The following is a 15,482-nucleotide window of genomic DNA, read 5'->3' on the forward strand; positions in this document are numbered from 1 at the left end:
GCGCTTGCTCCGCATGAGGCCGGATCAAGCGCTGCTATGTACTTGCGAAATAGTTGAACATCTTTATTGCTCTAAAGTGTTTGCTGCATCCTCAAAGTATAAAAGGCTGTCCTCGTTGATTGTTTCGAGTCTTTCTTTGTCGACGCCCATTTCCAATGTTCCCGTAAAGATCGGCTCCCACCAGTTTTTCTGTTCATTCATGATGATTCCTCCTAGTTTTCCGAATGTAATTGTTTGACTATTCTATACCCCGGAAGGTTACACTTATAAACAATGAAACTCAAAAAGGGGCGATGGTTTTGATAGCGATTGGAATTATTGGTGCCGGCATTGTCGGGGAGCGCATCATTAAGCAAATTTTACAAGACGATGCCGCGCAGGTCGAAGCGGTTTATGACACGGACAGGAATCGGCTAAACTATATTAAAGAACAATACGATGTAGCCGTCACCAATTCCTTGGACGAACTGTTTCAGGCTGATATTGATTGGGTGTACATCGGCACGCCCCCAAACAGCCATGCAGAGCTTGCAGAAACTGCAGCAAGAAGGGGCCTGCATGTATTATGCGAAAAGCCGCTTGCCCATGACGCACAGGCAGCGCAGGCCATGGCGGAGTCCGCGACGAATAACCGAATCCACACTGCTATGCATTTTCCGTTGATGTATTCGCCGATCGTCCGCGATATGGCGATGCGCATCAAAAGCGGAGACATCGGAAAAGTCCGCCGCATTGAGTTGCATACCGTATTTCCTGAATGGCCGCGTGCGTGGCAGCAAAACCCATGGATTGCCACGAGAGACCAGGGAGGATTTGTGCGGGAAGTCTTTCCTCATTACTTGCAATTAATGCATCGCTTGTTCGGCACATTGGAGATTGCCGCCCACCAAGTGGATTTTCCGGAAGACACCGAAAAATGCGAAACCGGGGTCATCGCCTACGGCAAGACGCAGCAAGGTTCGCCGTTTCTATTGTCCGGCATGAGCGGGGCAGGGCAGAACGAGTTGCTGCAATTTAAAGTGTACGGCGAAGACGGGGTGCTGACGCTTGAAAATTGGTCGCGTTTGTACCTCGAAGAGCGGGGGAAAACACGTGTAGAAGTGCAAACCGAAAAAACAGTGCATTCCCTATTCGATGAAATGAAAGAACAATCGACGTTCCTCGTTGGCTTTGACGAAGGCTTAGTCGTACAACGTTATATCGACCAATTATTGCAATGACCCACAGGAGGTTTTTAACAGTGAATTTTACAGCCAATGATGTAGAAGATATGATAGCCGATCAGCGCGGCTATTATTTTACAGGCGTGACCAAGTCGGCGGATTTCCGCATTGCGCAGCTGCAGCGTCTAAAGGCAGCAATTCAAGCGCATGAAGACGATATTATCGAAGCGTTGCAATTGGACCTTGGAAAAAGCGAATTTGAAGGATATGCCACGGAAGTGGGCTTTGTGCTCGATAGCATCGGCCATATGACAAAGCATCTTGAAGATTGGATGAAGCCTGAGCAAGTTAAAACGCCGATCCATTTGCAACCGGCAAAAAGCTTCATCATCCGTGAACCCTATGGCTCGGTGTTGGTCATCGGCCCGTTTAATTACCCGTTCCAATTAGTCATGGAACCGCTCATTGGTGCCTTGGCATCAGGCAATTGCGCCATCGTCAAACCATCTGAAGCGACGCCGAACGTCGCACGCGTCATCCGCACAGTGTTGGAGGAGAGCTTCCAGCCGCATTTCGTAAGAGTGGTCGAAGGGGAGCGCGAGGAAGTGACTGCACTGATCCATGCTTCGTTTGATTATATTTTCTTTACCGGCAGCGTGCCGGTCGGGAAAGTGGTCATGAAAGCGGCATCCGAGCGGCTTACCCCGCTTACCTTGGAGCTCGGCGGCAAAAGCCCAGCAATCGTCGACCAGACGGCGAACCTGGAGCTTGCGGCAAAACGCATTGCCTGGGGCAAGTTCATGAATACCGGACAAACTTGCGTGGCGCCGGATTATATTTGTGTCCATGAGTCGGTGAAAGAAGACTTTATGAAGATCTTTATCCAGACGATCCGTAAGTTTTACGGAGACAATGCACAGGACAGTCCCGACTACGGCCGCATCGTCAATGAAAAACATCATGACCGGCTGACGGACATCATCGAAAAAGAACGGGACCATATTGTTTACGGCGGTGACACCGACCGTGCCGACCGGTATATCGAACCGACCTTGCTCGATGGCATACAATGGGACAGCCCATCGATGGAAGATGAATTGTTCGGACCGGTCTTGCCAATCATTACCTATAACGATTTGCCGCAATTGCTGCGGGACATCCGGCGTTTGCCGAAGCCGCTTGCTGCCTATCTGTTTTCCGAGAATGACCGGGCCGTCCGGTTCTTCCTGGACCAATTGCCATTCGGTGGAGGATGCATCAACGATACCGTCTCGCATGTAGGTAGCCATTATTTGCCATTCGGAGGCGTCGGGTCATCCGGCATGAATTCGTATCACGGCAAAGCAAGTTTCGAAACCTTTACGCACGCCAAATCGATCGTCAAGAAGTCCACAAAATTGTCGACCAATTTGACGTATCCCCCTTATAAAAACCGGGCGAAATGGATCCGGACAGTATTGAAGTAGAAAGCGGCCTTTAGGTCGCTTTTTTCTTTTTGAACCTGCTATGATTAAGAAAAAAGGGGGGTGCGCAGATGACGGAGCGTATATTGATTGTGGAAGATGAAAAAAGTATCGCCCGCGTCCTGGAGCTGGAATTGAAATTCGAAGGTTATGAGACCGCGGTCGCTTTGACCGGTTCCGAAGCCTTGATTCATTTCAGGGAACAGGAATGGGATCTGGTGCTGCTCGATTTGATGCTGCCGGAAATCCATGGGCTCGATGTCCTGAAACGGATCCGTGCATCTGATGCCAAGTTGCCGGTCATTTTGCTGACCGCCAAAAATGATGTCAAAGACAAAGTGGCTGGGCTTGACCTTGGTGCCAATGACTATGTGACGAAACCATTTGAAATCGAGGAGCTGCTTGCCAGAATCCGCGCCAACTTAAGGGTGAAAAATCCAGTGGATGAAAATTTGCACCGTTTTGAAGAGCTCACGCTTAACGAAAGCACACGGGAAGTCGTAAGAGCGGGGCGGCAGATTGAATTGACCCCTCGTGAATTCGATCTGCTATTGTATCTAATGCGCCATCCGAAGCAAGTGCTGGGCCGTGAACAATTGTTGAATGCAGTGTGGGGCTATGATTATTATGGCGACACGAATGTCATCGATGTCTATATCCGTTATTTGCGCAAAAAGATCGACTTCGGGGAAGATGCCACCTACTTGCAGACCGTACGAGGCGTCGGGTATGTCTTGAAGGAGCAGCCTCATGAAGCTCAAGCATAAAATCCACTTGTCCTCGACTTTGTTGATGTTCTTCGTGCTGCTGATCCTGGCAGTTGTCATTTACTATTCCTTCAGCAGCCTGGCTTATGAAACGGAAGTCGAACGGCTAGAAGCTGAAGTGGAAGTGATGGTCGCGACATTTAATGCCAACAGTAGCGAAGAATCGCCAGACAATATTTTGCGTGCCTATGTGCCCGTCGACGGCTTAATCAAAGAGAAAAACCAAAGCAGCAATTTGTTGAGCACGATCCAGCGGCCCTCAGTCGATGTGGAATTTCCGAACGATGTGGCAGGCACATCCGGACACATGGCCGTTGAAGGAGAACAATTTGCCTACGTCACTGCTCCTGTGATCTGGCCTGGCGGTGAAGTGGTGGAATTGATCGTTGCCCAGTCGCTCAGGGAAGTGACCGCAAACCTCGCGACTTTGCGCTTAGTGCTCATTTCCGTCACGATGCTCTCGATGATCCCGATTTTTCTATCGAGTGCATTGCTAGGGCGCGTGTTGACCCGCCCTATCGAAGGGCTTACCGGGACGATGCGGCGAATCCAGCGCGACGGCTCTTTTGAGAAGCTGCCCGTCGCCAGAGAATCGCGGGATGAACTAAGCCAAATGGGCGTTACTTTTAATGAAATGATCGGGTTATTGGAAGAAAACTACCGCAAGCAGGAAGAGTTCGTTTCAAATGCCTCCCATGAATTGAAAACGCCGCTGACGGTCATTTCTAGCTATGCTGATCTATTGCAGCGCAGGGGTGCACAGGACCCGGCACTGCAGGATGAAGCCTTGACTGCGATACGTGCCGAAACAGAACGCATGCGCCAGTTGATTGAACAATTATTGCATATCGCGAGGCGCAGCCAAGCCCAAATGGATTGGCAAAAAATAGATCTGGAACCGGTGCTGAGACAAGTCATGACAGCAATGAACGCTTCCTATGATAGGGAATTCCGCCTGCAGTCCGAACAGCCGCTGATTGTCGAAACCGACATCCAGCAGCTCAAGCAATTGCTCTACATCTTGCTCGACAATGCCCGCAAGTACAGTGAAGACAGCATTGATCTGGAGGCGGGGACAGACGGTGCGGTATATATCAAAATCCGTGATTACGGCGTCGGCATCCCGAAAGAATCGCTGCCTCATGTGTTTGAACGCTTTTACCGCGTCGACAAGGCGAGAAGCCGCGAGACTGGCGGATTTGGGCTTGGCCTTTCGCTCGCCAAGGAATTGGCTGATTCTCTTCATCTTCGTCTCGAGATCGACAGCATTGAACAATTGGGGACAACGGTAACAATCGTTTTCTCAGAGAATTTTAATGTTGGAGAGTTACAATCAGGGCAGGAGGGATGATCATGCGAAAATGGTGGGCTATCGGTATAATCGTCATCGTATTTTCCATCGCTGCACTGGCCTTTTTCCTGTTTCCGAGAACGGCTGCTGATTCAGTGACAATGGATGAAGCGGCGCAATCGATTGAACAGCTTTACGGCGGTTCGATTGAAAATGCTACTGAAACAGAAGGATTTTACCAGATCGAATTCAAGCGGGACGATGGAACGTATTTAGCGGCCATCAACCGCGCCGATGGACAAGTCGAATCACTTGAATTGCTGGAGAAAACCGGCCCTGCAAAAGCACTTTCTGAAGATCAAGCTAGCGAAGCAGCTTCAGCAGCGGAGCCAGGTGAAATAAAAGAAATCCAATATATAGAATCGGATAATCGTTACGAAGTGGAAATCCATAGCGAGACGGAACGGAAAATCTTGGCTATTTCCGCAGAAACCGGGGAAGTGCTGGATGTCCAAACAGAAGCGCTGGAAACTCCGGCTGAGCCTGAACCGGATTCAGCGCCCACGCAACAAGAACCGGAACGCATCATCAGCCAGGATGCAGCAATCGCTATCGCAAAAGAGACTTTGAATGGAACAGTTGACGAAGTCGAATTTGTCCAGACCACAGATGGCGGCTATTATTTGGTTGAAATGGATGATGACGCATCCGACCGGGAAGCGACGATTCAAATCCATGCGATTCGTGGAGAGACGATGACCGTGGAATGGGATGATTAAGAAGAGTTGAATGAATACCGTTTTCACGGAATCGGGGCTGATAAGAAATCAGCTATGATTCGAGTTGAAAACGGTTTTCTTTTGAATAGAGTGTGCTGAATCTGCCTGTTCTCATGAATTTCTCATCTTTGTCTAAGCGCAGCTTAAGCTTCGCTGGTTATATTCAAAGTAACAACAGAACAGGAGGAGATTAAGATGAAAAAACTAATCTATGTTTCAGCAGCGGCAGGAATTTTGGCATTCGGTGGGATTGTTCTTGCAGATACAGATGACACAGGAGCGGAGTTGGAGGCGCAAAATGTCCAAAGTGAAAAGCTATTCGAGGATTCAGAAGACCGCTCTAATGGGCAATCGGCAGATGGCGCTGTGACGGCAGAAGCTAGCTCCAAAGAGCAAGCCGGAACAAATGGCCAGAAGTTCATCGGAAAACAGCAAGCGATCGAAGCAGCACAGAACGCAGCTCCAGGAAAAGTGGAAGAGGTAGAGCGTGAGAATGATGACGGCTGGGTGTATTACGAAGTGGAGCTTGAAGATGGAAAAACCGATTACGATGTCATTGTGGATGCAGCAGATGGGACCGTGGTGTCAGTAGAGTCCGATGACGACAAAGATGACGACCAAGACGATGACGATGATAGCCGCTACGATGACGACGATGAAGATGAGGACGATGATGATTGATGTAAGACCTGAAAAAACCTCTCGCCCGATTTTTAGGGCGGGAGGTTTTAAAGTTTTCATTGTTCCGGCAACAGCGGCAAAGTGACGATGACGCATGCACCTTGATCTTCTGTGCTGTCGATCGCCAAGCTGCCGCCATGTTCTTGCGTGATTTTCTGGGAAATCAATAAGCCGAGGCCGGTTCCTGTCGCTTTTGTCGTGTAGAATGGTTCGAATACACGTTCCGCCAGTTGAGGAGGAATGCCGGGGCCATCGTCTTTGAAATGGACCTTCAGCTTGTCCACATCGCGAATGGCGATGATTCTCAAGGTGCCGCCGTCTTCCATTGCTTCGATTGCGTTCTTCAATAAGTTAATGAACACTTGCTTTAAGTGATGCTCTTCGCCCTCCGCGATAAACGGGCCAGAGACTTCCGCTTTAACCGAAATATCATGGAGCACGAATTCCGGGCCGAACAGGAAGATGCATTCGTCGAGAATTTTTCCTATATCAAGTTGCTTCTTTTGAGGCGCTTGCGGTTTTGCAAGGATCAGAAATTCGCTGATGATCAAATTGATACGGTCGAGTTCCGATTGCATCAATGAAGTATAACTTGGATAGCGGTGGTTCGGGTCATTATGCATCATTTGGACAAAGCCCGAAATGACCGTCATCGGGTTGCGGATTTCATGTGCCACTCCGGCGGCAATTTCACCCGCCATCTTGAGTTTTTCCGTTTGCAAAAGCATCCGTTCGGTTTCCTTCCGGTAACTGATGTCGCGGGAAATGACCGAGGTCGCGATGACCTCCCCTTGTGAATCAAAAATCGGGGAGAGCGTGATTTGTGCAGGGAAACGCGTGCCATCTTTTTTGACATCTTCCGTTTCGAGTGTGAAACTTTCGCCTTGCCGGACTTGTTCGGCGCGCAACTCCGCTGCTTCTGCGTGTTCAGGAGGATAAAGCGCAAGTACTTTTCCGAGACATTCCTCTGCTGTCCAGCCGTATAATTGAACAAAAGCGGGATTGATCGCAATGATGCGCCCTTCGAAATCAAATACGGCGATTGCGTCTTTAGCCGCTTGGAAGAACAGATCGAGATAACCTTCTTTTGAAGTGAGCGCTTTTTCCATCGACGCATTGCGAAGTTCCAGTTGACGCCAATAATTGCTGAAATAAAAGCTATGTAAAATTGTCAGCAGCATGACCAGGCCGAAAAACATCACCATCGAAACATGGATATACTCCAAGGAACCGCTCGTTTGAAAGCGGCCGAAGACAAATGTTAAAAGAATCACTTCGATGATGGTCAAGAGCGACAGGGCAATAATGGACCGGGTATCGTTATAAAGCGAGGCCGCTACGATTGGGATGATGAAGTAAATGGCCGTGACAAACGACAGCGATTCGAATTGAAGAATTAAAATATAGACATTTAACGCAAACAATATGGCAAAACGCAACCGAGAAGGGGGCAATTTCGTATATAGTAGAGTGAATAGCACCGAGTAGGCGAGCATGCCGAAGATCGGCGCTATAATGGAAGCGTTGAAGTCGACGAAATAATTCAGAACCAAATGGGACAGGCTGCCGAAGCCGAACAGATGGATAAATAATTGATTGCGCTTGCGGGTTGTCAGTGAGCGTTCCATAATTGCACCTCATCATGCTAAGAGTCTTATTCATCTTACTATAGTCGGGACTGTGCGAAAATGGCAGTTTTTGATATGATTAAAAAATCAGGGAGTGATTAAATTGGCTTTTAACTGGAAAGAGCAAGAAACAATCAGCACGTTGGAGAAACTGGTGAACATTCCAAGCCCCTCTGGCTACACGATGCAAGTGATGGATTTCGTCACGGATTTTTTCGACCAGGCAACGATTCCATACATAATCAGCAATAAAGGCGGCGTCATCGCCACGATCAAAGGGCAGGACGACAAGCGCCACCGCTTGCTCACAGCACATGTCGATACGCTCGGTGCGATGGTGAAAGAAATCAAACCTTCGGGGCGCTTGAAGTTATCACTTGTCGGCGGATTCAAATTCAATGCCATCGAAGGCGAGAATTGCCTGATCCATACAGCCGGCGGCGAAACGATCACCGGCACGATCCTGCTCCATCAGACAACTGTCCATGTGTATCGTGATTCCGGTACAGCGGAGCGTTCTGCAGATAATATGGAAGTGCGCTTGGATATCAAATGCGATTCTGTAGAAGATGTCCGCAAACAGGGCATCGAAGTGGGCGATTTTGTTTCATTCGACCCGCGCTTTACGAAAACGGAAAGCGGATTTATCAAATCGCGCCATCTGGATGATAAAGCGAGCACGGCATTGTTGCTGGAGTTGGCAAAGCAAGCAGCAACCGGTGATCTTTTACCCCAGACAACCCATTTCTACATCTCAAATAATGAAGAAATTGGCTATGGCGGAAATTCCAATATTCCTACGGAAACAGAAGAATACATTGCTGTCGATATGGGAGCGATTGGAGATGGCCAGGCTTCGGATGAATTCACGGTTTCCATTTGTGCAAAAGATTCAAGCGGGCCTTATCATTACGGGCTGACACGCCAATTGATCGCATTAGCGAAAAAGCAGGAGATCGATTATAAAGTGGATATTTATCCGTATTATGGGTCCGATGCTTCGGCGGCAATCGGGGCAGGCGCCGATGTGAAACACGCTTTGTTCGGTCCTGGAATCGAAGCGTCCCATGCGTATGAACGAACGCATACCGATTCATTGAAAGCGACAGCAGCGCTTCTTCATGCGTATATCAACTCACCGCTCGGGTCATAATACTAGGAGGATTTCAGATGGACAGCAAGCAACTATTTTTAAATATTCCAATTTCATCCATAAAAGGAGAATTGCCGCAATCCATTTCCCATATGACAATGGATTCCCGGGAAATTGTCCAAGGCTCTCTTTTTGTTTGCATTAAAGGTTATACCGTTGACGGCCATGACTTTGCTGAACAAGCAGTGATGCAGGGTGCATCGGTTATATTGGCGGAAAAACCGCTGGCTATAGAAGGGGCAGCGGTCATCACTGTAGCCGATACGAGCCGTGCGCTCGGCATGTTGGCGGCACGTTTTTACGGGCATCCTTCCAAAAAGTTGAATATGATCGGCGTGACAGGGACGAATGGAAAGACCAGCGTCGCCGGCATGTTGCACGCGATGCTCATGGAACTTGGGAAGACATCGGCTTTAACCGGTACAATCGGCTTTAATTTAAACGGGGAATTACACCCGTCTGCGAATACGACAAGCGATGCACTGACCACCCAGCAAATGATCAGCCGTGCTTTAGAGGCGGGCAGTTCCCATATGACGATGGAAGTTTCTTCTCATGGCCTCGTATTAGGACGCTTGGCCGGAGTCGAATTCGATACGGCGATTTTTACGAACTTGACTCATGACCATCTGGATTTCCACGGGACGATGGAAGAATATGGCCACGCCAAAGGGCTGCTGTTCTCACAGCTTGGCCAGGATTTGACGCAGAACAAACGGGCGGTGCTGAATGCAGACGATGAATGGTCCGAGAAATTTGCGGCCATGACGCCTTTTCCCGTCTATACCTACGGGTTGGAAAATGAAGCGATGTTCCGTGCAGCCGATATCCGCTTGGAAGCAAGAGGGACGTCCTTTACATTGCTTTGCCCTGAGGGTGAATTTCCGGTTGAGATGAAATTGCTTGGCCATTTCAATGTCTATAACGCACTGGCGGTAATTGCTGCGTTGTCTGCAGAAGGCTATCCGATTGCGCAGGTCATTGCCGCACTCGAAGCCATTTCGCCTGTCGAAGGCCGCATGCAAAAAGCGGAAATCGATGCACCAGTGTCGGTCTTCATCGATTATGCACATACGCCGGACGCCATAGAAAAAGCAATTGCCGCTGTTGAGGATTTCAAGACCGGCCGCCTTATCTTTCTGGTCGGCACAGGAGGCAACCGCGACAAGACGAAGCGGCCGATCATGGCAGAAAAAGCATCGGTCGCAGATTATGTTGTATTGACGACAGACGATCCGCGCTATGAACCATATGACAGCATTTTAAATGACTTGGCAGCTGGCATGCAGCATGACCACTATGCGTGCATCGGCGACCGTGAACAAGCGGTGCGCCACGCAGTGCAGCAGGCAGAAGCGGGCGATATTATCATTCTGGCCGGCAAAGGGCATGAAGATTACCAGATTATCGAAAATACGAAATATCCGCACAGCGATAAAGAAATAGCAGAACAAGAAGCCCAGCGTAAATTCGGATCATAATTGGAACGGAGAAAAATCGAAGCATTTTTCTCCGTTCATTTTTGCGTTTTTGCCGATGTCGCTTTCCGCAACTTCAGGCGATAGTTCTTGTTTTTTGGACGTCCCTTCTCTAAGATAGAGAGAGGAAATTAAAGGAGCGTATACAATGTCAGACCAATTACAACAAGCAATTGAAAGTAGAAGAACCTTCGCAATTATCTCTCACCCGGATGCCGGGAAAACGACCTTAACCGAGAAACTCTTGCTGTTCGGTGGCGCAATCCGCGATGCCGGGACGGTCAAAGGGAAAAAGACTGGGAAGTTCGCCACATCCGACTGGATGGAAATTGAGAAGCAGCGGGGCATTTCTGTTACATCATCCGTCATGCAATTCGATTATTCAGGACATCGCGTCAATATCCTCGATACCCCTGGACACCAAGATTTCAGTGAAGATACGTACCGTACATTGATGGCGGTCGACAGTGCCGTCATGATCATCGATGTCGCCAAAGGGATCGAAGCACAGACCGTGAAATTGTTCAAAGTCTGTAAGATGCGTGGCATTCCGATTTTCACCTTCATCAACAAAATGGACCGTCAAGGAAAAGAGCCGCTTGAGTTGATGGAAGAGTTGGAAGAAGTGCTCGGCATCCAATCTTACGCAATGAACTGGCCAATCGGTATGGGCAAGGAATTCATGGGAATTTACGATCGCTACAACAAACGCATCGAACCATTCCGCACAGATGGAGACCGTTTCATGGAACTCGATGAGAACGGCCATCTCGCTGGCGAGCATGAAATGACGAAAACTTCCTATTATACACAAGCTCTTGAAGACATCGAGTTACTGGAGGAAGCTGGAAATGAATTTTCCATCGACCGTGTAAAAAAAGGTGAACTGACACCTGTCTTCTTCGGCTCTGCACTTGCTAATTTCGGTGTGGAAACTTTCTTGGAGACGTATCTGCAATTTGCGCCGCAGCCACAGCCTCGCTTGACGAAAGAAGAAGACATCGTGGACCCAGTGGAAACGCCATTTTCAGGATTCGTCTTCAAGATCCAAGCCAATATGAACCCGGCTCACCGAGACCGCATCGCTTTTGTGCGTATCGTCTCAGGAAAATTCGACCGCGGCATGAACGTCACCCTATCCAGAACCGGTAAATCGTTCAAGCTGTCCCAAACGACACAATTTTTGGCGGATGACCGGGAAATGGTATCCGAAGCCGTCGCTGGCGATATTATCGGCCTACACGACGTCGGAAATTACCAGATCGGCGATACCATTACGAGCGGCAAGAAGTTCGAATTCGAAGCTTTGCCTCAATTCACACCGGAATTGTTCATGAAAGTCACAGCGAAAAACGTCATGAAGCAAAAGCATTTCCATAAAGGGATTCTGCAGCTCGTGCAAGAAGGCGCAATCCAGTACTATAAAACGCTGCATCTGGAAGAAGTCATTCTCGGTGCGGTCGGTCAGCTTCAGTTTGAAGTATTCGAGCATCGCATGAAGAACGAATACAATGTCGATGTAAGAATGGAGCCAGTCGGCAATAAAATTGCGCGCTGGATCGAGAACGAAGAAGATGTTAAAGAGTCGATGTCGAGCGGCCGCTCGATGCTGGTCAAAGACCGTTACGACAACTTGGTGTTCTTGTTCGAAAATGATTTTGCAACCCGTTGGTTCCAGGATAAAAATCCGGAAATCCGCTTGTACAGCCTGCTTTAAAAGTGGGATTTTCAACAGCCTGCCTTTTCCGGCAGGCTGTTTTCTTCATTTAGCGAACAAATTTCCGAGAATCATCATGGTTTCCATGGAACAGGAAAAACATGGCGTTCTTGTGAACACACGGCCTCAAGTTTGCGGTATAAGGCTTTTTTTCTTATGATAAAGGGACCAGGCATAGAGAGGGATTGAACACATGAAATTAAGCGATTTTTCCATCAAACGACCAGTATTGACCATAGTCACGATGTTGTTGGTCATCATTTTAGGGGCAGTGTCATTTCTACGTATACCTGTCACCTTGATTCCTGAATTGAATCCGCCGATCGGCGTTGTAGTCACAAACTATCCAGGGGCCAGCCCGACGGAAGTGAACGAAAAAGTGACAAAACCGCTGGAAGAGAGCTTGGCAACATTGCCAGGAATCGAATCAATTCAGTCGAACAGCCAGGAAGGAACGAACTTTATCTTACTGGAATTCGGATGGGATACGGATATTGATGATGTCCAGGCGGAAGTTACGCAGCGAATCGACCAGACGCCGATTCCTGACGACTCGAACGACCCCCGGTTTTTGAAGTTCGACCCTTCGCAATTCCCGATTATCCAATTATCTTTGCGCGCCACTGATGCAGAGCAGGATGTCCGAGTCATTGCCGAAGAATTGGAAACACAGCTGCGCCAGACAGATGGTGTAGCGAGCGTAAATGTTTCGGGTTCGTTGATTGAAGATATTTCCATCAAGCTGGATCCGGCAGAATTGGAAGAGCGTGGCTTACAGCAGGCAGATATCGTCCAATTGATCCAAGCGAACAATATTTCCTTGCCGGGCGACCCGATTGAAACGGACGATGGGCGCAATTTAACGACGCGCATCGTCAGCACTTTGGAAAGTGTGGAAGACATTGAAGACCTGATTGTGACGGTCGACCCGATGTCTGGCGACAATGTTACCGTGGCCGACGTCGCTGAAGTAGCGGTGACAGAACGGGAGACCAATAGCGAAACCCGTGCCAATGAAGAACCTGCCGTTTTGCTGTCGGTGCTTCAGGAGTCTGGAGGCAATACAGCAGACGTCTCTACGGCATTCCAGGAACGCCTCGATGAATTGCTTGCCGAAGAGCGCTTTTCGGCAGTAGAAGCCGATATCCTATTCGACCAGGGAGATTATGTTAAACTCGCCATCAATAATATTGGGCAGACCTTAATTCTTGGTGGTATTTTTGCAATGATCGTGTTGTTCTTCTTCCTTCGCGGGATCAAGAGCCCGATCATCATCGGTGTCGCGATCCCTTATTCGGTCATCGTGACCTTTGTCTTGATGTTCTTTGCCGATTTCGCTTTGAACATCTTGACGCTCGGTGCCTTGGCGCTCGGCATCGGAATGCTCGTCGATAATGCCATTGTCGTCATCGAAAACATCGAACGGCATCTGGCGATGGGCAAAAAGCCGAAACAAGCGGCATCAGACGGTTCGCGTGAAGTAGCCGGTGCAATCACTGCTTCGACATTGACGACCATTGCCGTATTCGTGCCGGTCATTTTCATCTCCGGCTTGATTGGGGAGATTTTCTTTGAATTCGCGTTGACGATTTCGTTCAGCTTGATTGCCTCGCTCGCTGTCGCTCTGACCGTTATCCCGATGATGGCCTCAAGGATGCTCGGCCAAAAAGACGGCAAACCAAAACCGGTGAGGGCGGATTCAAAAGGCGTCCAGCGCTTTGAGAAGAGTGTGCTATGGGCACTGCGCCATCGAATTTTAGTGCTTGTAACAGCACTCGTATTCCTCGGAATCGGCGCATTCGGCGTTTCCCAAGTGGGCACTGAGTTCCTGCCGGCAACGGATGAAGGCTTTGTCAGCGTAACTGTCGAACTTGAAAACGGTTCTTCAACGTCTGCGACCAATGAAGTGGTCCAGAGCATTGAAGAAGAGCTCAAGGCTCAAGAAGACGTTGATGTGTATGTCAGCTTAATCGGTACGACCCAGCAAGGACAGGCGCAGGGCAGTGCAGAATCCAATACGGCAGAAATTTACGTGAAATTATTGCCGCTGGATGAACGCGATCGTTCGGTCTTTGAATTTGTCGATGATGTACAGCCGCAGGTGCTGGAGAAAATCGGCGACGATGCGCTCGTCAGCTTCAATCTCCAGACGGCTGCCGGCTCTACGCCGAATACATTAAGCTTTACTGTCACCGATACAGACAAGCAGCGCTTAGATGAAGCTGTGGCAGCAATCGATGAAGAGTTGTCGAGTCTGCCGAATGTTATCGAATTGACGAATGACCGTCAGGAGACCATCGATGAAATCCAGATGACAATCGACCGGGAAGCGGCGACTGAAAACAACCTGGCGCCGGCACAAATTGCTCAGACGGTCAATAATATTACCCGCGGCGTGCTCGCCACACAAGTCATCGATGAACAGGATGAAGTGCTCAGCGTGTTCGTCTCCTATGACGAAGAACAGCGCAACAGTGTAGACAGCTTGCGTGAATTGACGCTTCGCACGCCATCCGGTGCATTCGTCGAATTGCAGGAACTGGCGGACATCGAAGTCGCACAAGGTCCTGTTTCGATCAGCCGCGTTGACCAAGCGGAAAGTGTATCCTTTACACTGCAGTATCCATCCGACCAGACTTTGGGCGATATGTCGACTGCTGTCGACACAGCTATAGCGGATCTTAATTTGTCGGAACAGACGGAAGTCTCGTTCGGAGGAGATCGAGAGCTGTTCGACGATGCGATCGATGATATGCTGCTCGCGGTCGTATTGGCAATTGTCCTCGTCTACATCGTCATGGCAGCACAGTTTGAATCGTTCAAATACCCATTGGTCATCATGTTCACGGTGCCATTGATGGTCATCGGGGTCTCTATCGCGCTATTCGTGACACAAACACCGATCAGCATTACCGCTGTTATCGGCGTGCTGGTGCTCGTCGGGATTGTCGTCAATAACGGAATCGTGCTCGTCGATTACATCAATCAGCGCAAAGCGGACGGATTAGGTTCCTTTGATGCGATTGTAACGGCAGTACACGACCGCAGAAGGCCGATCTTGATGACGGCCTTGACGACGATTCTAGGCCTCTTGCCGTTAGCCATTGGCATCGGTGAAGGTACGGAAATCAACCAGCCGATGGGAATTGCTGTCATCGGCGGATTAATCAGTTCGACTTTCTTGTCCTTATATGTGGTGCCGGTGGTCTATAGTTTATTTGACCGGGAAACACGGTTCATGAACAGCAAGAAGAGAAAACAAGCAAAAACCGGAGAATAACCAATCCTGTGCAGATGATTCTGCACAGGTTTTTTTTGCATAAGTTTTATGGGCACAGCTATCCATTTTTTAGTAGAATACA

The 15,482-nt window shown here is 49.0% G+C and carries 12 protein-coding genes; 10 read left to right on the top strand and 2 right to left on the bottom strand.

The features are described 5' to 3' along the window. Nucleotides 1–63: 63 nt before the first annotated feature. Nucleotides 64–201 (bottom strand): hypothetical protein, encoded by a 138-nt coding sequence (locus ON064_RS06465; RefSeq protein ID WP_167456511.1) that lies wholly within the window; start codon nt 199–201, stop codon nt 64–66. Nucleotides 202–299: 98 nt separating this feature from the next. Between ON064_RS06465 and ON064_RS06470 the strand changes: the two genes are divergently transcribed. The 6 genes from ON064_RS06470 (at nt 300) to ON064_RS06495 (ending at nt 6,144) form a co-directional block, all read left to right on the top strand. After that, nucleotides 300–1,220: a Gfo/Idh/MocA family protein gene (locus ON064_RS06470; protein ID WP_274624131.1), complete on the top strand. Its 921-nt coding sequence runs from the start codon at nt 300–302 to the stop codon at nt 1,218–1,220. 20 nt (nt 1,221–1,240) lie between these two features. Beyond that, nucleotides 1,241–2,629 (top strand): aldehyde dehydrogenase, encoded by a 1,389-nt coding sequence (locus tag ON064_RS06475; RefSeq protein ID WP_274624132.1) that lies wholly within the window; start codon nt 1,241–1,243, stop codon nt 2,627–2,629. Nucleotides 2,630–2,697: 68 nt separating this feature from the next. Then, a complete protein-coding gene (locus ON064_RS06480; RefSeq protein ID WP_121297842.1) occupies nt 2,698–3,393 on the top strand; it encodes a response regulator transcription factor in 696 nt (231 codons plus the stop codon). Further along, nucleotides 3,377–4,744 carry a sensor histidine kinase gene (locus ON064_RS06485; RefSeq protein WP_274624133.1) on the top strand — a complete coding sequence of 456 codons (1,368 nt, stop codon included), beginning with the start codon at nt 3,377–3,379 and terminating at the stop codon, nt 4,742–4,744. The genes ON064_RS06480 and ON064_RS06485 overlap by 17 nt, the downstream gene beginning before the upstream one ends. Nucleotides 4,745–4,746: 2 nt before the next feature. Then, on the top strand, nt 4,747–5,463 hold the full coding sequence (locus ON064_RS06490; protein ID WP_274624134.1) for a PepSY domain-containing protein: 717 nt from the start codon (nt 4,747–4,749) through the stop codon (nt 5,461–5,463). 195 nt (nt 5,464–5,658) lie between these two features. Further along, entirely contained in the window at nt 5,659–6,144 is a 486-nt protein-coding gene (locus ON064_RS06495) for a PepSY domain-containing protein (protein ID WP_274624135.1), read from the top strand. 56 nt (nt 6,145–6,200) lie between these two features. Here ON064_RS06495 and ON064_RS06500 read toward each other — a convergent pair whose 3' ends face one another. Continuing rightward, nucleotides 6,201–7,772 (bottom strand): ATP-binding protein, encoded by a 1,572-nt coding sequence (locus tag ON064_RS06500; protein ID WP_274624136.1) that lies wholly within the window; start codon nt 7,770–7,772, stop codon nt 6,201–6,203. Between the two features lie 103 nt (nt 7,773–7,875). On the opposite strand from ON064_RS06500, the gene ON064_RS06505 reads away from it, so the two are divergent. The 4 genes from ON064_RS06505 (at nt 7,876) to ON064_RS06520 (ending at nt 15,400) form a co-directional block, all read left to right on the top strand. Then, nucleotides 7,876–8,925, top strand: a complete 1,050-nt coding sequence (locus tag ON064_RS06505; RefSeq protein WP_274624137.1) for a M42 family metallopeptidase — start codon at nt 7,876–7,878, stop codon at nt 8,923–8,925. Between the two features lie 17 nt (nt 8,926–8,942). Beyond that, nucleotides 8,943–10,406 carry a UDP-N-acetylmuramoyl-L-alanyl-D-glutamate--2,6-diaminopimelate ligase gene (locus tag ON064_RS06510; protein ID WP_274624138.1) on the top strand — a complete coding sequence of 488 codons (1,464 nt, stop codon included), beginning with the start codon at nt 8,943–8,945 and terminating at the stop codon, nt 10,404–10,406. A gap of 145 nt (nt 10,407–10,551) precedes the next feature. Then, the gene (locus ON064_RS06515; protein ID WP_274624139.1) at nt 10,552–12,120 is read left to right on the top strand and encodes a peptide chain release factor 3; all 1,569 of its coding nucleotides are present in this window, start codon (nt 10,552–10,554) and stop codon (nt 12,118–12,120) included. Between the two features lie 193 nt (nt 12,121–12,313). After that, nucleotides 12,314–15,400, top strand: a complete 3,087-nt coding sequence (locus tag ON064_RS06520) for an efflux RND transporter permease subunit (RefSeq protein ID WP_274624140.1) — start codon at nt 12,314–12,316, stop codon at nt 15,398–15,400. Nucleotides 15,401–15,482: the final 82 nt, after the last annotated feature.

The sequence above is a fragment of the Planococcus sp. A6 genome, assembly GCF_028823615.1.
Classification (GTDB): Bacteria; Bacillota; Bacilli; order Bacillales_A; family Planococcaceae; genus Planococcus.